17 protein-coding genes and 5 tRNA genes are annotated in these 23722 nt (G+C 44.5%); 17 read left to right on the forward strand and 5 right to left on the reverse strand.

The features are described from left to right. The 3 genes from HJG39_RS18005 to HJG39_RS18015 all read left to right on the forward strand — a co-directional run. Positions 1-187 (forward strand): hypothetical protein (locus HJG39_RS18005; RefSeq protein WP_268411648.1); only part of this gene is annotated, 187 nt, incomplete at its 5' end. Between the two features lie 44 nt (positions 188-231). Next, positions 232-447 carry a hypothetical protein gene (locus tag HJG39_RS18010; protein ID WP_268411649.1) on the forward strand — a complete coding sequence of 72 codons (216 nt, stop codon included), beginning with the start codon at positions 232-234 and terminating at the stop codon, positions 445-447. A 2-nt stretch (positions 448-449) separates the two neighbouring features. After that, positions 450-1607, forward strand: coding sequence for an integrase (locus HJG39_RS18015; RefSeq protein ID WP_268411651.1), 1158 nt, complete (start codon positions 450-452; stop codon positions 1605-1607). Positions 1608-1784: 177 nt separating this feature from the next. Here HJG39_RS18015 and HJG39_RS18020 read toward each other — a convergent pair. Both HJG39_RS18020 and dcd read right to left on the reverse strand, forming a co-directional pair. Further along, a tRNA-Pro gene (locus HJG39_RS18020) sits at positions 1785-1861 on the reverse strand. 268 nt (positions 1862-2129) lie between these two features. Then, complete coding sequence (gene dcd, locus HJG39_RS18025) at positions 2130-2723, reverse strand: dCTP deaminase (protein WP_268411652.1); 594 nt, start codon at positions 2721-2723, stop codon at positions 2130-2132. A gap of 197 nt (positions 2724-2920) precedes the next feature. On the opposite strand from dcd, the gene metG reads away from it, so the two are divergent. Continuing rightward, complete coding sequence (gene metG, locus HJG39_RS18030; protein WP_268411654.1) at positions 2921-4954, forward strand: methionine--tRNA ligase; 2034 nt, start codon at positions 2921-2923, stop codon at positions 4952-4954. Positions 4955-5064: 110 nt separating this feature from the next. Here the strand turns inward: metG and HJG39_RS18035 are convergent, their stop codons facing one another. After that, entirely contained in the window at positions 5065-7551 is a 2487-nt protein-coding gene (locus tag HJG39_RS18035) for a S9 family peptidase (protein WP_268411655.1), read from the reverse strand. A gap of 266 nt (positions 7552-7817) precedes the next feature. On the opposite strand from HJG39_RS18035, the gene HJG39_RS18040 reads away from it, so the two are divergent. Beyond that, complete coding sequence (locus HJG39_RS18040; RefSeq protein ID WP_268411657.1) at positions 7818-8363, forward strand: glutathione peroxidase; 546 nt, start codon at positions 7818-7820, stop codon at positions 8361-8363. 143 nt (positions 8364-8506) lie between these two features. Here the strand turns inward: HJG39_RS18040 and HJG39_RS18045 are convergent, their stop codons facing one another. Next, on the reverse strand, positions 8507-9109 hold the full coding sequence (locus tag HJG39_RS18045; RefSeq protein ID WP_268411658.1) for an FMN-dependent NADH-azoreductase: 603 nt from the start codon (positions 9107-9109) through the stop codon (positions 8507-8509). A 386-nt stretch (positions 9110-9495) separates the two neighbouring features. On the opposite strand from HJG39_RS18045, the gene HJG39_RS18050 reads away from it, so the two are divergent. From HJG39_RS18050 to HJG39_RS18085, 8 genes are all read left to right on the forward strand, one after another. Continuing rightward, a tRNA-Met gene (locus HJG39_RS18050) sits at positions 9496-9572 on the forward strand. A 7-nt stretch (positions 9573-9579) separates the two neighbouring features. Beyond that, positions 9580-9664 (forward strand) — tRNA-Leu (locus HJG39_RS18055). Between the two features lie 9 nt (positions 9665-9673). Continuing rightward, positions 9674-9748 (forward strand) — tRNA-Gln (locus HJG39_RS18060). Between the two features lie 37 nt (positions 9749-9785). Beyond that, positions 9786-9860, forward strand: a tRNA-Gln gene (locus HJG39_RS18065). 315 nt (positions 9861-10175) lie between these two features. Continuing rightward, positions 10176-13037 (forward strand): TonB-dependent receptor, encoded by a 2862-nt coding sequence (locus HJG39_RS18070; protein ID WP_268411672.1) that lies wholly within the window; start codon positions 10176-10178, stop codon positions 13035-13037. A 110-nt stretch (positions 13038-13147) separates the two neighbouring features. Next, entirely contained in the window at positions 13148-14695 is a 1548-nt protein-coding gene (locus tag HJG39_RS18075; RefSeq protein ID WP_268411659.1) for a tryptophan halogenase family protein, read from the forward strand. A 16-nt stretch (positions 14696-14711) separates the two neighbouring features. Continuing rightward, positions 14712-15524: a SapC family protein gene (locus tag HJG39_RS18080; protein WP_268411660.1), complete on the forward strand. Its 813-nt coding sequence runs from the start codon at positions 14712-14714 to the stop codon at positions 15522-15524. Continuing rightward, positions 15521-16270, forward strand: a complete 750-nt coding sequence (locus HJG39_RS18085) for a DUF6445 family protein (protein ID WP_268411661.1) — start codon at positions 15521-15523, stop codon at positions 16268-16270. Before HJG39_RS18080 ends, HJG39_RS18085 begins: the two co-directional genes overlap by 4 nt. 21 nt (positions 16271-16291) lie before the next feature. Here the strand turns inward: HJG39_RS18085 and HJG39_RS18090 are convergent, their stop codons facing one another. Beyond that, complete coding sequence (locus HJG39_RS18090) at positions 16292-19432, reverse strand: TonB-dependent receptor (protein WP_268411663.1); 3141 nt, start codon at positions 19430-19432, stop codon at positions 16292-16294. Between the two features lie 208 nt (positions 19433-19640). On the opposite strand from HJG39_RS18090, the gene HJG39_RS18095 reads away from it, so the two are divergent. The 4 genes from HJG39_RS18095 to ybaK all read left to right on the forward strand — a co-directional run bounded on the left by HJG39_RS18095 (position 19641) and on the right by ybaK (position 23507). After that, positions 19641-20201, forward strand: coding sequence for an RNA polymerase sigma factor (locus tag HJG39_RS18095; RefSeq protein WP_268411665.1), 561 nt, complete (start codon positions 19641-19643; stop codon positions 20199-20201). Beyond that, positions 20198-21295, forward strand: a complete 1098-nt coding sequence (locus HJG39_RS18100; protein WP_268411667.1) for a FecR family protein — start codon at positions 20198-20200, stop codon at positions 21293-21295. The genes HJG39_RS18095 and HJG39_RS18100 overlap by 4 nt, the downstream gene beginning before the upstream one ends. A gap of 52 nt (positions 21296-21347) precedes the next feature. Next, a complete protein-coding gene (locus tag HJG39_RS18105; RefSeq protein WP_268411668.1) occupies positions 21348-22913 on the forward strand; it encodes a sodium/sugar symporter in 1566 nt (521 codons plus the stop codon). 120 nt (positions 22914-23033) lie between these two features. Next, complete coding sequence (gene ybaK, locus HJG39_RS18110) at positions 23034-23507, forward strand: Cys-tRNA(Pro) deacylase (RefSeq protein ID WP_268411670.1); 474 nt, start codon at positions 23034-23036, stop codon at positions 23505-23507. Positions 23508-23722 lie beyond the last annotated feature (215 nt).

Raw genomic sequence — 23722 nt, forward strand, 5'->3', positions numbered from 1 at the left:
CTTCGTGACGCTGGCATCAGAAGCCAAACAGCAAATTCCGCTACTTAGCGATTTAAAAAAGCATTTGAAATCGTCACGCAGCCGAAAGTTCATCGAAATTAAAAACGTTAACTCTGCTATTGCCCATAAACCCAATACTTACAGCACATCCAAAAGTGTTAAGTGCTGGGTGTTTGAGCGAGGTTAACGGCAGTTTGAGGATAGAAATAAAACACTAATAAGGTGATAACGATGCTAGAAAATCAACCTTACACACCCGCAAAATATGGAAAAGAATTCTATGGAGTAACGGGAACTACAGTCATAAATTGGATTAGAGCCAATAGAATGCCAGACAATACTAAAATAGAAAAAACGCCGGGGGGAACTTATAAAATATGGGTTACTTCAACCCCAAAAAGCAATGCGGATAAACTCGTTCAAATGATGAAGCTTAAAGCAGGTTAATCATGGCTCCACGACAACGTAAACCAGAGAATAGAGACTTGCCACAAGGGTTGAGAGTTAAAACGAGCCGAGGTGTTAAATATTTTGTTTATCGTTATCCCAATGGGAACGAGTTTTGGTTTCCTCAGGAAACGACACGCCATGATGCTATTGAAGCATGTACCGTTTTTAACCGTGAGCATCGTAACCCTGCTATAAAGCTTTTAGAAAAAGGTGATAGGTACAACAAACCATTAAAAGCATGGCTTTCGGTCGTTAAAAAAAGAGTTAAAGCAGAGGAAAATCTGGGAAATAACGCTTGGTCAACATTTGAAAAAGACTGTGAGCGACTTAGTGAATTTGGTGGCGATGTTTATACAAAATCCATAGATCTAGAATTTGTTAACGACTACTTAGCCAAATTTGCCGAAGGAAAAAGTAATAACGTTTACAACCGCAAAATATCCTTTCTTAAAAAGGTGTTTGATTATTTGATTGATGAATCGGCAATGGAAGTTAATTATGCTGAGCGCAAGAAAACCAAGAAGAAAGATGAAAAATCTCGTCAACGCTTAACGCTTGATAATTACCGCAAAATTCATGAACAAGCGGATTTGTATTTGCAAGTTGCAATGGAGCTGGCTATTCAAACCACTCATGCCTCGTTAGAAATTTCACGTATAAAATATACTGACTGTGCAATGTATGATGTTCCAACGATGTCGAATGGCTTAGTGGTTTACGGCATCATGAGAATACACCGTCAAAAAGTGCAAAAGCTTGAGTCCTCTTATGTTGAAATCCCCATTACTCAAGCCATTAAAAACACCATTGATAAGGGCCGTTCCGATAAACTGGCTTGCCCTTATGTAGTTCATCGCGCTGGACGGTATAGAAGCCAAATAGGCGAAGGTTGCGATCACCCTTTTCAATTAAGTTCTAAATACTTAAGTCGTGCATTTAGTGACTTAAGAGATGACTTAGGGCTCTATAATCACTTAGATAAAAAAGAGCGGCCAACCTTCCATGAAATTCGTGCTCTTGCGGCAAAAATGTTTAAAGACATCGGCGTAAGTCCTAGTGCCCGAATGGCTCACGCTAACGAAAAAACAACAGAAATTTATACTGAGAATCATGTGGAATGGACACGGGTTCCCGCTGCTGAGCTTAAGGTCTTTTAATACTGTATTTAGGCTGCACTAAAAATAGAAAATTATGCAGATAGAATGCGGCTTTCAGACGAGAAAAACGAATTTTTGAGTTACTGTATATAGGCTGTGATAAGGCTGCGAATAGGCTGCAAGAAAAAATAGGCAATCATAACCATGGGGTAACAGACTGATTTAAAAGAAATTAAATGGTCGGTGTGAGAGGATTTGAACCTCCGACCCCTGACACCCCATGACAGTGCGCTACCAAGCTGCGCTACACACCGACCGACCAAGTTTATCCATCCGTTGGACGCTCAAGCGAACATTAATTTGAACGCTTAACTTGAGGGCGCAAAGTTTACTTAATTTTGGGCGTTTTGCAACGAGAAATCCCATCCTTGGCATTGTTTGCTTAATCTCTAAGCAAACTGTTGATGAAAAACGCTTATTATTAATTCGGTAGGGCAAGATATTGTTCGAAATTACTCAGCACCGTTTGAGTGCTGCTTGGTTTGTCGAGTTTGTTGTTTTGAGAACGCGTCTTTGGGGGGATTAGTCCTCCGCCCCATCGGCGCTAATTCGGCTGGCAATAGCGCCGTCTTGCCCTCGATATTTCGCATCAACGCGCGCGTTGTATGGTCTTTCTGCAAAATCCGACAGTAATTCAAAGCTTAATGCGCCGATTTTCATGTTGGGTCGCAGTGCTAGCGGTAGTTTTCCGCTGTTGAAAAACTCTAACACAATGTTGCCGTCCCAACCCGGATCAATGCGGTGTGCGGTAACATGCACCATTAATCCAAGTCGCGCTAACGACGAGCGTCCATCAAGCCAGCCCACAATGTTAGCAGGTAACGAAACCGACTCCAGCGTCATAGCGAGCGCCAATTGGCCGGGATGTAAGAAAAAGGCTTTGCCCTCTTCAATGGCAATTTCATCACTCATTACGGATTGCAAAGCCGCTTCTATATCGGGTTTTTTACCGCTTAAATCGATGTAAGGTGCCGCATAATCTTGAAAAACACGAAACTTATTACCCAAGCGAATATCAACGGTTAAGCCACTCACCATGGACTCTTCCGGCATAGGAGAGATTTTAATTTTACCGTCATTTAAATGTTTAATGATGTCTTTATCACAAAGTCGCATTTTAAGTTCCTCACATAAGCGGTCGCTATTATCTGCGGGCTTTTTTATGGCTTCAACTATTACTTACATAAAATTCATTCAGACAATAAAAATGCGCTGGTGTCGCGTAAATGTTGCGTAAATATAGCGGATGCAAATAGCCCCATTTTTGGGTACTATCAGCCCCTTTAAAATTTAGCAAGAAACTGAAGAAAGAAATGCCGGAAACAGCACGCAAAATTCTGATTACCAGCGCTCTGCCCTACGCCAATGGTTCTATCCACCTTGGCCATCTTTTAGAGCATATACAAACCGACATTTGGTCAAGATTTCAAACCACGCGTGGCAACGAGTGTTATGCCGTTTGTGCTGATGATGCCCACGGCACGCCTGTGATGTTAAAAGCGCAGGAACTGGGTATTACCCCAGAAGAAATGGTACAAAAAACGCAAGCCGAGCATCAGGCCGATTTAGCCACTTTTGATGTGCACTATCACAATTATCACAACACACATTCTCAGGAAAACCGTGAGTTGTGCTCTGGCATTTATGAATCGCTTAAAGCCAATGGCTATATATCCCAGCGTACCATCAGCCAATTATTTGACCCCGAAAAACAAATGTTTTTGCCAGATCGGTTTGTAAAAGGTACATGCCCTAAATGCGATGCCCCCGACCAAAATGGCGACAACTGCGATGTCTGCGGCGCAACATATATACCAACCGAGTTAAAGAATCCGCAGTCAGTGATTTCTGGTGCAACGCCCGTATTAAAAGATTCCGAGCATTACTTCTTTGATTTGCCACAGTTTGAGGATTCACTTCAAGCATGGTTGAACGGCGGTAATGTACAACCCGAAATTGCTAACAAATTACAAGAGTGGTTTGAGCAAGGGTTGCAGCAGTGGGACATCAGCCGCGATGCACCTTATTTTGGTTTTGAAATTCCCGGGGCGCCGAATAAGTTTTTCTATGTCTGGGTTGATGCGCCAGTAGGTTACTTGGCGAGCTTCAAAAATTACTGCGATAAGCATAACATCGATTTCGATAGTTATTGGAAAGCAGATTCAGACGCCGAGGTTTATCATTTTATCGGTAAAGACATCACTTATTTCCACTGTTTGTTCTGGCCTGCTGTGCTTGAAGGCGCTGGCTATAGAAAACCTACAGGCGTGAATGTGCATGGATTTGTGACCGTAAACGGCGCGAAAATGTCGAAGTCGAAAGGCACCTTTATTAAAGCGCAAACTTACGCTGAGCATTTAGAACCGGATTACCTGCGTTACTATTTTGCTTCTAAATTAAGCGATGGCGTGACCGACATCGACCTTAACTTTGAAGACTTCGTACAAAAAGTGAATTCCGATTTAGTGGGCAAAGTGGTGAATATCGCCAGTCGTTGTGCCGGCTTTATCAGCAAGAAGTTTGAAGGCACGTTACGTTTACCTGAAACATTGCCGCCAGTGTTAACAGAAATGCAAACGGCTTCAGAGAGTATTGCCACAGCGTTTGAATCGCGTCAATACAGCCGTGCTATTCGCGAAATCATGACCTTAGCCGACAAGGCAAATCAATATATCGACAACGAGGCACCTTGGGTCACGATTAAAGATCCAGAAAAACAAGCCTATACACAGGAAGTATGCTCAGTTGGCATTAATGCCTTTAGAATTCTAATGACGTATTTAGCGCCAGTGTTGCCAACCTTGTTAGAGAAGTCGGAGCAATTTTTGAATGACTCGCTCACATGGAACAGCGCCCAAACTTTGTTGAATAATCATCAAATTAACAAGTTTAAAGCCTTGTTGCAGCGTGTTGAAATGGACAAGGTGAACGCCATGATTGACGCTTCAAAAGAAGATTTAAAAGCAGCGCAAGCCTCGGCGAAACCCGTTTCAGGCCCATTAGCTGACGATCCTATTTCTGATGAAATCACCTTCGATGATTTTGCCAAGGTCGATTTGCGTATCGCGAAAATTGTAAAAGCCGAACACGTTGAAAAAGCCGATAAATTGTTGAAGTTACAACTGGATATTGGCGGCGAAACTCGCCAAGTGTTTGCGGGTATTAAGTCTGCCTATCAGCCGGAAGACTTAGAAGGCAAGCTTACCGTGATGGTTGCCAACTTAGCGCCAAGAAAAATGCGCTTTGGTATGTCGGAAGGCATGGTGTTAGCCGCAGGACCGGGTGGTAAAGATTTATGGATTTTAGAGCCACATGAAGGTGCGCAGCCGGGAATGCGCGTTAAATAACGTATCTTGATTGGTTTTCTAATCGCCTATTAAAAAGCGCGAGCAGGTTAATAACTGACTCGCGCTTTTTGTTTTGTATTTGAACTCTTTTTACTAAAACGGCTCAGCCATTATAGGTTTTCTTCAAACAGCTTATAGATTCGACGATATTCGTCCAACCAAGAACTTGGTTGCACAAACCCATGTGGCTCTACAGGGTAAATCGCCGTTTCAAAGTTTTGCTTCTCTAGCTCTATCATTCGCTGTACAAGGCGTACCACATCCACGAAAAATACGTTGTCATCCACCATTGGCGCATTAATGAGCAATGGTTTCTGTAAACCTTCTGCAAAATAAATGGGAGAACTACGCTCGTAAGCAATAGGGTCAACTTCGGGCGTGTTCAAAATATTCGATGTGTATTGCTCATTATAGTGCGCCCAATCAGAAACAGGTCGAAGAGCGGCACCTGCTTGGAACAATTCTGGCTTGGTAAACAGTGCCATAAAGGTCATGAAACCGCCGTATGAGCCACCGTAAGTTCCAATACGCTGACGATCAACATTGGCATTTTTCACTAACCAATTTACACCGTCTTCTAAATCGTCAATTTCAGGCTTGCCCATATGACGATAAATCGCCGTTCGCCAATCTCTACCGTAACCGGCTGATGCGCGATAATCCATGTCCATGACCACATAACCTTGTTGTGCAAGCATGCTGTGGAACATAAATTCTCTGAAATACCCAGACCAACCTAAATGAGAATTTTGCAGGTAGCCAGCGCCGTGATTGAAAATCACCGCACGATGTTTTTCTGCTGAATTACCACCTGTTACTTTAGGGCGATACACACGCGCATAAACCGGCTTTTCAACATGACTGGACTCAACCGGAACGATGTCGGGTGCTGTCCAAGGCATAGCAAGGAATTCGTCGCTAACCGTATGCGTAATCCGCTTGGCGCTGGCGTTAGGCTGGGCCGCTTGCACATACAACTCGGGTGGCATTGTTACTTTCGAATGCTCTAGCATGAGTTGCGTTTCGTCTGGGCTTAGGGTGTATTGCGTGTTGCCTAATAATTGCGTTAAACGCTCAGATTGCCCCGTATTCACATCGACCCGATAGATTTCATACATACCCGGATGCACTTTATTGGCTTGGTAATAGATGTAGCCATCGTTTGCGGTGAGTGTTAACGCATTTACCTCAAACTCGCCTGTCACTAATGCTTTCGACTTGCCTTTTAAGGGTTTCGTGTACAGATTGGCGTAACCCGACTCTTCCGATAAATAGTAAAGCGTGTCGGAATGGTTCATCCAACCAAAAGCGTTGAAGCGGTAATTGATCCACGCGTCATCATGTAAACGATGTTGTGTCACAAGAGCGTTTTTATCGAAGTCCACTGTGACTAACCAGCGATCTTTGTTATCCCATGCTTCAAGCATAATCGCCGCTTGTGTACCGGCTTTATTCCAAAGAATTTCATCGACACCTGCTTCCCAATTCATTTGCAAATGAATATGGCGAGGCAATCGATTCTTCTCGTATTTCTTACCTTGAGCATTAGCGTTTTCCGCTTTTACTGAGGCGAGTACATCGTCGTTATAACCCGGTAGCGTTTCAAAGCTTAATTCATGAGCCTCGGTGTTTTCCAAATCCAATAACCACAATTCATGATTTACCGGCTCTGCATCGGCTACGCGACGTCTTGCATCTATCGCGGCTATTCGTCCATCTTCTTGAATATAGTGGGGCATGATGTCGGTTTTGGTGCGGCGCTCTTTATCTTCCCGCAGCATCACAATGGCTTGTTTACCATTTGGAGACAGCTTCGCTTGTACCGTTTCGTAGCCTTTTTTCAAATAAATATGCTGTGGTTTTCCTGTGGCATCGTTTACCGCATTCTGTTGGTTAAACCATTGCGTTGCTTGGCGTCTTTTCGTTTGAATGTAGCCAATGAGCTTTTGTTGTTCTTCGGCTATATAGTCTTTAGGCGGTTTTACTGGGGTCGGCTTTTCGGCAAATTTCCAGCCGCCAATAAGCGACACCAAGCCACTTTCAAGGTTAATGCTGTAAACGTTGTCGCCACTAAAATAGGCCAACTCACCGCTTAATAAAAACTGTAATTGAGAAATGCCGGAAATACCTTTGGTATATTGGCGAATATCACCTGAACCCAAATCTTTAACGAATACATCGCCATCGGATATCCATGCCGCTTGGGATTTATCGGCATTCAGCACGCGACTTGCGTAATCTTGATGCTGAAGCACAGTTAAGGCAACTTTAGCAGGCGAGGCCAATTCTTGGGTTAAATCAATACGGAAGCGATCTCTCACCACCGACCCTTTTTGTTTGCGAGAAAAGTATACGCTCTGACTATCATCTCCCCAATAAGCTTGTTCTGGCTGACGACCAATCCAATCAGGGTCAGACATAATCTTCTCAAGCGTAATGGTGATGTTGCTTTGAGTATTCGTCGCCACCACGGGCGTATAAATGTTTGAAGCGAGGGAGGAAGTAGCCTGTTTGGGCTCCGAGGCCGTGCTGCTGCAAGCAATTAAACCAACAGTAGCCAAGCCAAAGAAAAACTTTCTAGTGGCATAATAGGACATTAACAATATCTCTTTTAGTTAATAAGCTTTAAAGTGTTGAGGATGAAACAGACGATGCTTTGCATTTCATATTTAGTGTAGAACAGCATCAAAATTTAAAGTCGCACTATTTAAACGCTGAATGCTTGTCTTTACAATGCGGACCAACGATTTTTGGTTTATATTCAACGCATACTGTGTAAAACACGATACAAATTGAACCTTTAACGACACTAAACGTAGTGTAGTTACTTAAGTATTAGTAATAAAAAATAATGAGATTAACCATGTTTAAACGTCGTTTCATTCTAGCAGCAACACTGTTGTTTTCTAGCACTGCATTTGCCAACCAATGCCCTGATTTATTGAAGTTTGCCAAACGTAAACTTAACTCTCAGGAAGTGGTTAATTTGTGTGAAGCTTACAACGGAAAAACCGTGCTGTTCGTTAACACAGCAAGCTATTGTGGATTCACTCCTCAATTTAAAGGACTCGAAGCGCTATACTCTCAATACAAAGACAAAGGATTAGTGATTCTAGGCTTCCCGTCCCATGATTTTAATCAGGAAGATGAAAGCGAAGGAAAAACAGCGGAATTATGCCAACTAACCTATGGCGTCGAATTTCCTATGTTTGAGCCATTAGCGGTTAGAGGCGAAGATGTCGATCCGTTATATAGAATGTTAGCGAAAAAATCCGGCACAACGCCAAAATGGAACTTCTATAAATATTTAATGGATAAGAATGGCAATATTGTGGAATCTTACAGTTCGCTGACAAAGCCAACGGACGAAGACTTTATCGAAGATGTCACTAAAGCGCTTGCTCTTTAATGATTTCGTTATTTGCAGCATAAAAAAAGCCCCGTTAACTTAACGGGGCAATAAGCACACTCAACTTGGAACACACTTTAGCTGAATAGTCTTACTAGGGATGAAGTAAGACAGGATTTGCTAACTGCATTAATTTAGTCACTCTATTTCTCAATTAGTTCAATAATTTTTTTAGACGATTCGTCCCAGCCAGATTTTGCGGCTTCTTCTCCCATGTTTAATCCTTCGGCGTAAATAAACTCGACATCATCAATGCCAATAAAACCAAGGAATTTAGATAAATAAGGCGTTTGTACGTCGTTTTCTGTTCCCTGATAAATGCCACCTCTGGCACTAGCCACATACACTTTTTTATCGCCTAGTAAACCAACGGGGCCATTTTCGGTATAGCGGAACGTTACGCCGGCTCTGGCAACACGGTCAAACCATGCTTTCAATATACTTGGGATACCAAAATTATACATAGGGGACGCTATCACAATGACATCGGCCTTCTTTACTTGCTCAATATACGCGTCGGATACTGCTGCAAGTGCGGCTTGATGCTCAGTCCGCTGTTCTGGTTCTACCATCCATGCCTGCATTTCTTCGCTAGTTAAATGCGGCAAGTTCTCATCAATGAGATTCAGGGTCTCTATTTCACAGTCAAGGTTGTGATTAAACTGATTGACAAATTGTCTGGCTAGTTTTGAGGAATTCCCGTCTAAACCATTCAAACTCGAATACACAACTAATAATTTTTTCATGGTTAAATCTCCTTGATAAACTCACAATCACTTTAAATGAGATAGAATCGAATAAAAATTGCAAATAAACACTTTTTAAATTCTATATTTTAGAAAATTAAGAAGCCTGTTGATTGAATGAACGTTACAGGTCAACAAAAACCCTCCCCGTTTAACAGTGTTAATCGCAACTTCTTTTTAAGAATCTATTTTATTAATGATAAAAGTTGGATACGAAATGACCGTAAAAATAGGTCAAAATCATCTAAAATGCGTATTTCTTGAACGAATGAATAATAATTTGATTGCTATATGTTCAAACAGCAAAAATATTAAAAAAAGCGGTTGACGCTTATAGGGGAGATAAGCATAATACGCACCAACTCAAGGCGAGTAACCAAATAAATGGCTAAGTAGCTCAGCTGGTTAGAGCACATCACTCATAATGATGGGGTCGCAGGTTCGAGTCCCGCCTTAGCCACCAGGATTTTGCGGAAGTGGTGAAATTGGTAGACACGCTGGATTTAGGTTCCAGTGCTTCACGGCGTGAGAGTTCGAGTCTCTCCTTCCGCACCATTTATTTGTTGGGGTATAGCCAAGCGGTAAGGCAGCGGGTTTTGATCCCGCCATTCGTTGGTTCAAATCCAGCTACCCCAGCCACTTATTTAAAATCCAATATGCTAATTGGTACTTCTATTGGGGTATAGCCAAGCGGTAAGGCAGCGGGTTTTGATCCCGCCATTCGTTGGTTCAAATCCAGCTACCCCAGCCATTTAAGCGCCAGTCCAAGACTGGCGTTTTTTCTTTATGCCTCACTCCCCTAACAACGACCTTTCGAATAGGCTCTACCCCATTATCGGGGGATCAGCATTCATACCTTGTTCGATTAATAATTCCATCCCATCCACATTGTAAAAAAAATGTAAACTTCTTATAGCGGATTTCCCCTCCCCTTTCGTCTTCAAGCTTACCGCGATGAAAACGCCATATTGAAGCGCGTCGCCATCACGCAAACGCGTTGCTTAACCAGAACAAACCAACCAAGCAGCGTATTGACAATAAAAATCATCCAGGACCCAAAATGAAAATGCACACGCGAACGAAACTATCGACAGCTGTCATCGCCATTATGGCCTCAATGGCAAGCTCGCAAGGCGTTCAAGCTCAAGAGCAAGCCAACGAAAACCAAGAATATGAACTCATTCAAGTTAAAGGCATCCGCGCCAGTATGGCGCGCGCAATGGACGTAAAACGCGAATCTGGCGGCGTTGTTGATGCCATTTCTGCTGAAGACATTGGTAAATTCCCCGACACCAACCTCGCCGAATCATTACAGCGTATCACCGGTGTTTCCATCGACCGTTCGGGCGGTGAAGGTCAGCTTATTACCGTGCGTGGATTCGGCCCGGAATTTAACACAGTATTAGTGAATGGCCGTCAAATTGCCTCAGAAAATAACTCACGCGCCTTTAGCTTCGACACCATCGCCTCTGAACTGGTAAACAGTTTAGATGTACACAAAACCTCAACCGCCACAATGCAGTCCGGCGGCATTGGTTCCACCATTAACATCCGTACTGCTCGCCCATTTAGCATCGATGGATTTAAAATAGCGGGAAGCGTAAAAGGGGTGTTTGATGACAACAGCGACGAAACAACACCGCAAGTATCTGGCCTTATCAGCAACACCTTCGATGACGACCGCTTCGGCGTATTGTTAGCGGTTTCCCATCAAGAACGGGACACACGCTTAAACCAAGCACAAATTGATGGTTGGCTAGAAAACGTCGGCATTCCAAATCCGCAAACACAAAGCGGTGAAGCGTGGGAAGGCAACATCTTCTCGCCGCGAAATTACGATCATAAAGTCACCTTCGAAGACAGAAAACGCACCAATGCCAACCTCGTTTTCCAGTACGCTGCAAGCGATGACATTACCATTACCGCCGATGTCCTGTATTCTGACTTTGACATAGAAACTGACGCGACCTCTTACGGACACTGGTTTACCGCCCCCAATATTCAAGGCGTTGGCGATGATGGCAGCTTATTCGATGAAAACGGTAATCGTCGTGCGCCAACGGTTGATGCCAACGGAACGATTGTCGACCTCTACCAAGAAGTTGGTTTAGCCACCGACATGCACTCGAAAACATTCGATCGTTTAACCGAAACCACAGACTTTGGCCTAAACTTAGAATGGCAGGTGAACGATAACCTCAACCTCACCTTCGATGCGCACGTTTCCGAGGCAGAACGCGAAGCGAATAATGGCGGTGAAAACCAACTTTCGTTAATTGGCTACGCTAACCGCGTGCGCTTCCAAGTGGATGACAATATTTTGCCATTTGCCAGCATGTTCGCCGAAGCCAACCCGAATATTTACAGCGGACAACAAGAGATCGAAGGCGCATTCGCCACCTCTCCTGATGGGTTCCCCGGATACGACCCCACTCTTACTCCCGATGGCGTGAGTGACTTCCTAGATACGGCCAACAGCCGTGCTCATGTAATGTTGCGCCGTGGTTGGGAAATTGAAGATGAAGTCTCGCAATTCAAAATAGATGGCGAGTGGGACGAAGGCCAAGATACCGGCCTAGTCAAAGCCAAATTCGGGATGCAATATTCCAAAGAAGAAAAAGAGCTTACTCGATGGGATAACGACACCGGTGTGCATTGCCTATTCTGCGGCTATCCCGACGCGCCAGCCATTCCTGCCGATATGCAATACATTTTTGATGCAGGAAACGACTTCTTAAGCAGCATTAGTGGCAGTGGTCGTATGCCAACACAATGGTTAGCTCACGATGGCGAAGCACAATTTGCCTTCCTAGAACAAATTGCTGGACAAAGCTTTGATGCAATTCGTCGCGACAACTCGTTTGAAATAGAAGAAGAAATTATCTCCGCTTATTTGGAATTTGATTTTGTTGGCGACTTAGCAAACAGCCCCATCTACATTTCCGCAGGCGTGAGAATGGAAAAAACCGATGTGGATGTGTCAGGCACACAAGCAGCTTTAGAATCGCTCACTGTGCTTGATGCCACTGAATTAAATCAAAACTATGGAACACCGCAAATTATTGATGAAAGCTCAGATTACGATGTCACCTTGCCAAATGTGAGCATTAAATGGGAATTCACCGACGACCTCATCTTCCGTATGGCGGCCTCGCAAACCCTAACTCGCCCAACGCTAGAAAGCATGTCACCAGCAGTGGTTATCACCACCAGCCGACAAGGCGGCGACTTGCGCTCCTTCTCAGGTAATGCTTCGCTACGACCTTTTAAATCCGACAACTTCGATGTATCAGCAGAATGGTATTACGGCGATGCCAGCTATGCCTCAGCAGGTTACTTCAAAAAAGAAGTGTCGAACTTTATTGTTAACGGGCAAACTCAAATTACTTTTACCGACAGTAACGGAAACCCCGTTATCGACCCTTCCACAGGTGAAGTAGCGTCGTTTACTAACGTCTTACCAAGCAATGGAGAAGACGCCAGCGTAGACGGATTCGAGCTTGCATGGCAGCACACTTTCGACTCTGGCTTTGGTTTTATCACCAACGCCACCTATGTTGATAGCGATGCCGACTTAGACCCAGACGACATCAACCAAGTTTTCGCGCTAACGGGATTAAGTGACTCCTTAAACCTTGTCGGCTTTTATGAAAATGGTCCATTCCAAATTCGTTTGGCGTGGAACTGGCGTGATGAGTTTGTGCAATCACTCACACAGGTTCAGGGCAATGGCCCAACCATTGTTGAAGATTACGAGCAGTTGGATATCAGCGGCAGTTACGACATTACCGACAACCTCACTGTCTTCTTCGAAGGTATCAACCTTACCGAAGAATTTGTGCATAAGCGCGGTCGATACAGCAATCATTTGCTCCTAGCAGAAGACAGCGGTCGACGCTGGGCTGTGGGCGTTCGCGGTAGCTTCTAAAGCGAACACAACGTAGCAAGGTCGCTAAGGTAAGATTCCGGCGACCTTGATTTTCGTTTTACCTACATACCTACAGAGCAACATTAAAACGCGAAAAAGAAGAACACCTTATGAGTAATAGTATAAAAACCGTAGTGGTTGTGGGTGGTGGCGCAGCCGGTTGGATAACCGCAGGCAGAATCGCCGCGCAGCACAACGCCAAACAAGGTGACATTAAGGTAAAGCTTATCGAATCACCCAATGTTCCCATTATCGGCGTAGGAGAAGGCACATGGCCCACCATGCGCAACACCCTAATTCAATTGGGCATTAGCGAAACCGACTTTATCCGCGAATGCGACGCCAGCTTTAAACAAGGGGCCAAATTCGCCAAGTGGGTCACAGGAGCAGAAGATGACTTCTATTATCATCCGTTGATATTGCCCCAAGGTTTTACCAAAGGAAACATTGCGCCTTATTGGCAAATGCAAAAACACCAAATCGGTAAGTCTTTTTCGGATGCCGTTTGCTTCCAAGAAGCGTTATGTGAACAAGGCTTAGCACCAAAGAGTATTCGCACACCAGAATTTAGCGCCATAGCCAACTATGCCTATCATCTTGATGCAGGAAAGTTCGCGCAATTACTACAACGACAATGCACGCAAGTATTAGGTGTAGAGCACATTTTAGGCGATGTGATAAACGTTAAAAGCGCTGTCAATGGCGACGTTGCCGCGGTGATCACGCAACAACAAGGGAGCATTGAAGGTGATCTGTTTGTTGATTGCAGCGGCTTCAAGTCCCTCTTATTAGGAGAACATTTGGGTGTTCCCTTTAAACCTTGCAACGACGTACTCTTTATTGACAACGCTATCGCGGTACAAGTGCCTTATGCTACCGACAACGCCCCCATCGCCAGCCACACCATATCCACGGGCCAAAACGCAGGGTGGATATGGGATATTGGCTTGCAACATCGTCGAGGTGTGGGTTACGTCTACTCCAGTCATCACAGTAGCGAAGCCGCAGCAATGGACGCATTAGCAACGTATGTTGGCCCACAATTTAAAGACTTATCCGTGCGCCATATTCCTATCCAAAGCGGGCATCGACAGCAATTTTGGAAAAATAATGTTGTCGCGGTTGGCTTAGCTGCGGGTTTTCTAGAGCCGCTGGAAGCATCGGCATTGGTGTTAATTGAACTTTCCGCAGAAATGATTGCACAACAATTACCTGCGCGGCGTGAAGTGATGGATATTGTCGCCAAACGCTTTAACAGCACCTTTTTGTACCGCTGGGATCGCATCATCGATTTCCTTAAATTGCATTATGTGCTCACCCAACGCACCGACTCCGCATTTTGGCAAGACAACACCGACCCTGCCAGCATTCCCGATAGCTTGAACGAATTAATGCAACTGTGGCGTTATCACCCGCCCTACGATCACGACTTCACCAGCAACAACGAAGTCTTTCCCGCAGCAAGTTATCAATACGTATTATACGGCATGGGGTTTGAGTCTGACTTAGCGCCAATACAACACACATTAACGCAAACCGAATTCGCCAACACGCAATTCCAACTCAATCAACAAAACATTGCACAGGTTGTCGCCAAACTGCCTAGCAACCGCGAATTACTCAATAAAATCCGTGAATACGGTTTACAACAACTATAAAAACAAGAGGAATATCATGGCTAAATTGGTCGCTCTTAACAACAAGCAACACCAACACCTTCATATCGATACCCAACTTGCCGAAGCCGAAGGCGCTGACTTGCACCTTGTACCTGTAGTGCTCAGCGAGTTTATGAAACTGGTGGTGAGTTATCCCATTGTTTTCAGCAAAAATGGGGATACTGGTGAGTTTATGTGTTCTGCCCTCATGGGACTGGAAGAAGGCGAAAACCTGTTTTATGAAAAAGGCCAATGGCAAAGCATTTATATTCCGTTGCAATTAGCCCGTCAGCCATTCTTTTTAGGTCATGATAACCAAGCTGTCAGCGCCGATAATAGCTCCTCTGAGCAAGCTCAAAACCTAGTAATGTGCATAAATGAAAGCCATGCCAGCGTCATTTCTCAGGCATCCACAAACACACATTCAGCGCCAAATCACAACGAAACGCAGGAGCCTTTATTTAATGAGACTGGCGAAGCTACGTCTTATTTACAAGCCCAACAAAACCGATTAGTGCAATTGCTCCAAGGAGAGCAACAAACCCACGATTTCATTGCCACCTTACTTGATATGCAACTGATTACAGCAATCGCCCTAGAGATCACCCTTGCCGATGGCAGCAGCCACAAGGTCAACGGTTTGTATAGCATCGACGAAGAAAAGCTAGCGCAAATAAGCGATGCACAACTTATCCTGCTGAAACAAAAACACTACTTAAGCCCGATTTACACCCTCATTGCTTCCACCAGCCATATTTATTCGTTGATCAACAAAAAGAATCAACGCATTGAACAAGGGGCTAAATGGTTTCAGGCTGCCACGTTATGATCCCAACACGCATCAACCCTCAATGCCAAGTAGCGCTAAAACGAATCGGGCAAGAACAGCAACCGTTAATCGTTATTCGTGATTGCTGGGCCGAACCTGAAGCGCTCATTGCACTGGCCCAAAGTGAAGACGATGACAAATCCCAACATGTTGGGTTCAAAGATGATCCTAACGACTTTTATCCGGGACTTCGCAAACCGCTGTCAACGGATTTTCAACAAGCACTCAGTCAAGCGCTGAGTACCTTGTTACAAGCGCATTTATCCGAGCATTTTAGCACGCTAGATATTCCGGTGAGCAAATCCGTGAGCATTCCTTTTTGTGCCTTTTCCCTAACCAACACAGCGCCAGCACAGTTATTGCCGATTCAACGTATTCCACATTTCGATAGCACAAGTTCACGCCAATTTGCGTTAGTGAGTTATTTGTTTAAACAAGATAAAGGCGGCACCGCATTTTATCGGCACAAGAAAACCGGCTTCGAATATATCACCGACAGCCGAGCAAAAATGTATATGAAAAGCTTACAAACCCAAGCCAGCACAGAAGGCTTTCCTGAAGCGGCTTATATTAATGCTTCAACGCCGTTATTCGAACAGATTCACTGTGAGTCGGCGCAATTTAACACCTGCATTTTGTATCCCGCTAATGTGCTACATTCTGGCTGTATTTACGCAGAAAAAAGCTTATCGAGTTGTCCAGAAAATGGAAGGTTAACGCTTAATGCCTGTTTGGATTTTGAATAAAGGTTAGCACCAAACTGGTATTTAGAAGTGGCCTCTTAGGCCCAATGTATAGCGGCTTCCGGTGTCTTGAACACGCAATAACTGATTGCGGTATCGTCCATGTTTCCACACATCTTCGTCCGTCAGATTAATGCCTTCTACAAACACCGAAATATTATCGTTAAGTTGATAACTCACGCTCATATCCCATTGTTGATACGCTGCCACAAAAGTGGGCTCTGCACTTTGGCTTTGTGCCAACGACTGCAAAAAACCATCGCGGTGATTATAAGCAACGCGCCATTGCCATGCGTCTTTTTCATAGTAAAGCACCATGTTTTCAGAATGACTTAACCCTGTTAACGCAAAGGTTTCATTCACATCTGCGCGATCAAGCTCCGCATTGCTATCAACCAGAGTCATGTTAGCAATCACACCAAAACCGGATTGCCCAAAGGTATGCAGTAAACTCAACTCAACGCCATCCACTCTGGCCCGCTCCCCATTTTTTGGGCGAGTTAAATCAAAGATAGCAAGTTCATCTTGGGGATCTGCCGCGTTTGGGTCGCTGCCAGTGCTTGGGTCTTTCACACCATCAAAGGTAAAAGGCTCTAAAGTTTGAATAATGAAATTCTTCACATCTTTTAAGAAATACCCCAACGACACATAACTATCGTGGCCGTAGTAATACTCCAACGACACATCAAGGTTACGCGACTCAAACGGCTGTAAATACGGATTACCGGCACTAGCGCGCAAATCACCACCTTGGCGTGTGGTATTCAAAGCAATGCTTGGGGAGAGTTGCATGATGGTAGGACGGGTAATACTTTTCGATATCGCCCCCCGCGCCACCCAATCGTCTCCTATCTCTAGCTTCACACTCAAGCTAGGTAGCCAATTGTAATAATGATGGCGATTTTCTACAGCAATGCTGGTTCCGGTTACTTGCCCCAACTCCGTTTGATCCAAAATCACCAAGTCTAACAAGCGTTCGTTAAAGCCAGTCATTCGCGTATTGGTTTGCTCATAACGAACGCCCAAGTGTCCGCTCAAGTCACTGTGAGAAAAAGTACGATTAAACACAAGGTCAATGTAACTTGCGAGGGTTTGCTCTTGAAGATCAAAAGAATTACCTCGCGTAACGGCATCAAGATCGACATCGCCGACTTGTTCTAAATATCGAAAGAGTTGCTCACCATCGTGACGTAACCAGATGTTGGGAATATTCTCATGTCCACTAATGCCCGCTAAAAAACCCTCTCCAGCTAAAAATACTGACTGAAAGTCGTTAGGTATATCGGGCTCACTAAAATAACCACAAAAAGCGCAGTGGCGAGCGTTAGCTTCATTATCGCGCCGTTCGTTACGTTTATTTTGTTGCGCCAGTCGCACCCCGAAATCGAGTTGGGTTAATTCCACAACGCCTGCTAATAAACCTCCAAACAGGCTCGATTGAGCAATATCAAGGCTTGCTGCCACCCTTAACTGCTCAACTTTATCGCGAATATTCCAACCTCGACGCAACATAACATGAGCGCGGCCATTGTGCGGGTCCAAATAATGGTTTCCCGAAGCCGCATCAAACTCAACAGCCTGAAAACCACTTATCGACGGCAGAATATTACCTGCGGTATGGTCAAACTCCGAGCGATTCAAAAAACCAATTAACGAGAGCGCATTGGCGGCACCGTTTTTGTCGCGCAAATACGCTTCCGATAAAGACCAATCTAACTCGACATCTAACGAAGGCGTGGCTTGCCAATTTACATTAATACCTGATGCACTAAGCGTTGCTGGACGGTCGAAGGTTCTGGCATGAAAATCTGTGGCATGACCAACGTTTTGCTCGAAGGCAACCGCTGTGCCATTTTCATCGGCCAAGACCGACTCCAAATTACTCGAAGTAAACCAATGTCCCATTGAGGTTGCTTCGGTCTTTACATCGAACTCGGTTTGCAAATAATCAAATGTCATATCAAGCTGATCATCTGGACGATATTGCAGCACCACCGTGCCACCTCTTCGGGTTCGCTCATCAAAGCGCACACGCTGATCATAATTACGCGGAACAAATAAGTTTTGTGCCGAATTCGTCAGTTCAGATGGCGGCACTGCGGTGTTTAATAACCAACCGTCGATTTGCGCTTCATCTATTCTCGCCTCCCTCTTTTGCTGGGAAAACGATGCCAAAACCCCTAAACGATGCTGAAAAAAACTATTACTTATCAGCGCGGCATACTGCGGAGAAAAGGCGTGACTATTGGAATCGTATTGTTGCTTAACACTGCCCACAAAACGCGCGTCATGATGCGCCAGTGGCTTTGCCGTTTCAATATTGATGGTTGAACCAATACCACCGGATTGCTGCGTTGCATTCGTGGTTTTATAAATTTTAACGCCCGACACCATTTCCGAGGCGATGGTATCGAAGCTAAACTCTCGCCCTTGGTTATCCGTTGCCATTTGCCGCCCATTGATGAGCACCTTATTAAATTGCGGCCCGAAACCTCGCACCGTCACAAACTGCCCTTCACCTTCAGCACGATCAATCGACACACCAGAGACCCGTTGCAACGACTCTGCTAAATTCTGATCGGGGAATTTACCAATATCTAAGGCTTGAATCGCATCTACCACGCTATCCGACTCGCGCTTAATATAAACCGATTGGCGCACACTGGCGCGTAACCCACGAACCGTAATCTGCTCGATTTTAGCCGCTTCTTGTTGCGCTGAACGAGTCACTAAGGCTTCTTCACTCGCTTTCAGCAACCCTTCAACCTTGTCAAAAAATAAGCCTTCATCAATCTCTTTTATCACACGTAAGGTAATGCGCCCATTATCGCTAATTTTGGCTTTCAAGTTGGTATGTGAAAGCAAAATATTAATGGCTTCTTGCACGCTATAACGGCCATGTAACAACCCGGTAGATGTGTTTTCGACCCGATGAATAGGAAATACAATGGTGAGATTGGCTTGTTTCGCAAACTGAATTAAGGCTTCATGAACCCGTTGAGGTTGAATATTAAAATCAACCTTTCTTTCATGAGAAGCCCCATGCTGCAAAGGCTTTAACGACGATTTTAGCAATGACGCAGCATCACATGTCGCCATCAAAGTGTTTGTGCCAATTAAACCAAGCACACCAATCAGTTGAAGCCTGTTTTTTGCTTTATTCATTATCTTTTAAAGCATGATAACCACGTGAATTGCAATCGGGCTATATTCTTGCTTTTACGAAAATTTAACAACCCTTATTTGTTTATTAGCAATGCTCATAGCGCCAAATGTGAAAATATTTTTAATGAAAAATACTTTTTTATAGAGGAAAATACGTTGCTGTTCGTCTTACTTCGCGGTTGCAATCCAAATAGTTACAAAAGATAAAATGGATAACAAAATTCACGACACATACATGACAGCCCGTAAAGGCGTGATGAAAATGGTGTCACGCATCGTGCCACCAAAAGAAGTGGAAGACATCGTTCAAGAAACCTATGTGCGTTTGTGCCAAATTGAAGCACCTCAAACCATATTGGAGCCTAGGTCGTTCCTGTACCGAACGGCAAAAAACTTGGCGCTCGATCACTTAAAAAAAGCCGAGACACGACTTGCCGATGCCGTTGATGACAGCGATGAAAGCCTTTCTGACTCGTTTAATGGCTCTCATGACAACGCTGAAGACAGCACCTTTAAAACCGTTGTTTCGCAACAAGAATTCGAACATTTTTGTGAGTCGGTTCGCTTCTTACCGGTTCAATGTCGTAAAGCTTTCGTGCTGAAAAAAGTATATGGCTACAGCCAAAAGGAAATTGCCAAAACCATGCAAATTACAGAAAGCACCGTAGAAAAACACATTGCGATGGGCATCAAAAAGTGTACCCAATACATGATGCAAACACAGGGTGCAGGCACGAATGAAAGTCGGGTAAAAGAGGCATTCAAATGAATAATGTGGTGAAACTAAAACAACCTGACGATGTGCTAGATCAAGCCAGTGAATGGATAGCAAAACTCGACAGAGGGCTTTCAACCAGCGAACAGCGCGCTTTTCAAATGTGGATGCAACAGCCTCAGCATGCCGATGTTCTACTTAACATGGCAACACTTTGGGACAAACTCGACGTACTAAGCCGCCTTGCCGATGTTTGCCCAGAATTCAACAATCCATCAGCGCATCAGCATCGTTCAACAAACTATGCGCAATCACCTCAAACAACAGAATCGGTAAAGTCAACAGCATCAACGCAACGCACCACCGGTTCAGGTTTTTTCGCAGCGGCGGCTTCCGTTTTATTTTTTAGCTTATTGGCACTGACTGGCGGCTATGTTTATTACGGTGATACTTCAAAACAAGCACCGGTGGTAATGCATCAAGAAAGGGTACAAACAGCAATCGGGGAAACCTTATCGCGCACGTTATCCGATGGCAGCATCCTCACCTTAAATACCAATAGTCGCGTTAACGTAACCTTCACGAACCAGCAGCGAATACTCGAATTGCAATATGGCGAGCTTCATATTGACGTGGCCCACGATAAAACGCGTCCGCTTAGCGTACATGCTGGAGGCAAAATCATTCAAGCTGTTGGCACAGCGTTTAATGTAGCATTTTACAACGAAAAGCTAGCCCTGTTAGTCACAGAAGGCACGGTGCGTGTTGCGGAGAAAACACCAGAAGAACCTGCTAACGTTCGACTGCCCGACACTTCTTTAAGCCTCAATAAAGGTGAAAAGAGCCTGCTTAGCGCTCCCCAACAAACCATTGAAAGCGTGGCACAAGCAGATATAGACGCCATACTGTCGTGGCAACAAGGAGTCCTAACGTTTAGAGGCGAGTCCTTGCAACAAGCATTAGCAGAAATGAGCCGTTACAGCTCTGTTAACTTTGAAATTACGGATGCCGCGCTGGCGCAAACACAAATTGTCGGTGTGTTTAAACCACAAGATGTAGAAGCGTTGCTCGCCGCATTACAAGAAAACTTTAACATTCAATACGAAAAACGCGGGTCTAATCAGATTATCCTGAAAAAATCGCATTAGTTCAGATTGACTTAGCACTCAATAAAAATACGTAAACGAGACGAAATACATTATGCAATTAACCCAACTAGACTCCTCCATTTTTGTTGTTTATGTGATTGGCTTATTGATAATAGCGGCTTGGGTTTCACGCAACGAAAGAAAAGACCATGAGCGCGATACCAATGACTATTTCTTAGCTGGCAAATCCCTACCTTGGTGGGCCATTGGTGCATCACTAATTGCAGCTAATATTTCCGCAGAACAGATAATTGGTATGTCTGGCTCAGGCTATGCGCTGGGGCTTGCTATTGCGTCTTACGAGTGGATGGCAGCGATTACGTTAATTATTGTTGGCAAATACTTTTTGCCCATCTTCTTAAAGCGCGAAATCTATACCATGCCGCAGTTTTTGGAACAGCGCTTCGATAGCCGAGTACGCACCATCATGGCAATATTCTGGCTAGGTGTTTATGTGTTGGTTAACTTGACCGGCGTGCTGTGGCTTGGCGGCTTAGCCATTAACACTGTTGCCGGTTTCGACCCCATGTTTGGTATGATCTTCTTAGCCGTATTTTCCATTGCCTATTCGCTCTATGGCGGCTTAAAAGCAGTGGCAATGACCGATATTATTCAAGTCACCTTACTGGTTGCAGGCGGGCTGCTATTATCGTATCTGGCCTTGGACCACATCAGTAATGGTCAAGGCGCCATTGCTGGATTCTCCCACCTTACCAATACCATCCCAGAAAAATTCGACATGATTTTAAGCAAAGATAACCCGCATTATATGAGCTTGCCGGGACTTTCGGTATTAGTTGGCGGCATGTGGGTCATGAACTTGTCTTATTGGGGATGTAACCAATATATTATTCAACGCGCGCTTGCAGCCAAAAGCTTGGATGAGGCGCATAAAGGCATAGCGTTTGCCGCTTATATTAAGTTATTCATGCCAATTATTGTGGTATTACCGGGCATTGCCGCGGTGGTGATGCATCCTAATCTATCGGCTCCCGACCAAGCTTACCCAGAAATGATGAGTTTAATGCCAAGCGGATTAAAAGGTTTAGTATTTGCCGCGTTAGTGGCCGCCATTGTGTCTTCTGTGGCATCGATGACCAACAGTATTTCGACTATTTTCACAATGGATATTTACACGCATATCGCGCCCAATAAAAGCCAGCGTCACTATGTGAATATTGGCCGGATGGTAAGCCTTGTGGCGTTATGTATTGCTTTGGTCGTTGCTGAGCCGCTATTAAATCAATTCGACCAAGCATTCCAGTATATTCAAGAATTTACTGGCTTTTTCACCCCCGGTATTGTCGCGATATTCTTTCTTGGTTTGTTCTGGAAAAAAGCGAATGCTAATGGTGCTTTAGTCGCAGCGCTCACCTCGGCAGTGCTGTCTTTTTTACTAAAAATTTGGTGGCCAGAACTACCGTTTATTGATCGCGTTGGCATGGTGTTCATTGCTTGTATGATTTTGGGCGTGGTGGTGTCGTTAACCACTGGCGATAACGGCGAAGAAAAGGCGGTAGCACTGCACGATATTCAGTTTGCTTCTAGCAGAGTGTTTAATCTGGCAACGGTCGGCTGTGTGGTTATTCTCTCAGCGCTTTATGCAACGTGGTGGTAAATTCTACCCAAAGAATTGGACCTGCTTTTTATTTCACCAAGCATACTTTTTTCAAGGATGAAAAATCTGGGCGCGCATAATACACTGCGCGTTCCGAATATAATAACTCGAGGAATTGCGATGACGCCCGCTATCAACTTAGCCAAAAAAGCCAAGGTTGCACACAGCGTACACGAATACACGCACGACACTGCTAGCGAATCCTACGGACTTGAAGCCGTCGAAAAGCTTGGCTTAGATGTTCACCAAGTATTTAAGACCCTCGTGGTGAAACTGGATGCAGAGACCCTCGCAGTGGGCATTATTCCGGTCTCGGAAAAATTGAGTATGAAACAAATCGCCAAAGCTGCGGGGGCGAAAAAAGCCAATATGGCAGAGCCTGCTGAAGTGGAACGCGCCACAGGCTACGTGCTTGGTGGCGTGAGCCCGCTAGGTCAGAAGAAACGCTTAAAAACCTTTATTGATGATAGCGCGCAGCAGCAAAGCAGCATTTTTGTTAGTGCCGGTCGACGAGGTTTGGAAATTGAATTAGCACCGCAAGATTTGCTCAAACTGGTAAACGGTAAATACGCGGCTTTGTGTCAAAAGGCATAAAGCGACATTTTACTACCATTCATCTATATTCTTTTTACTACAAGAAAAATGGATACAGATGAAACTCTCTCAATATCAAGCATTTCAAATTGTTAATGTTAACGGCTACAAGTGCTATCAACTTCCAGTCAACACCCAAACGGCTTTGTTGAACAAAAGATTTGAACTTTTCCTTCTCTCAATGATCAGATCACCAAATCATTATTTCTCCTTCC

The organism is Alteromonas sp. a30 (assembly GCF_026788005.1).
Lineage (GTDB): Bacteria > Pseudomonadota > Gammaproteobacteria > Enterobacterales > Alteromonadaceae > Paraneptunicella.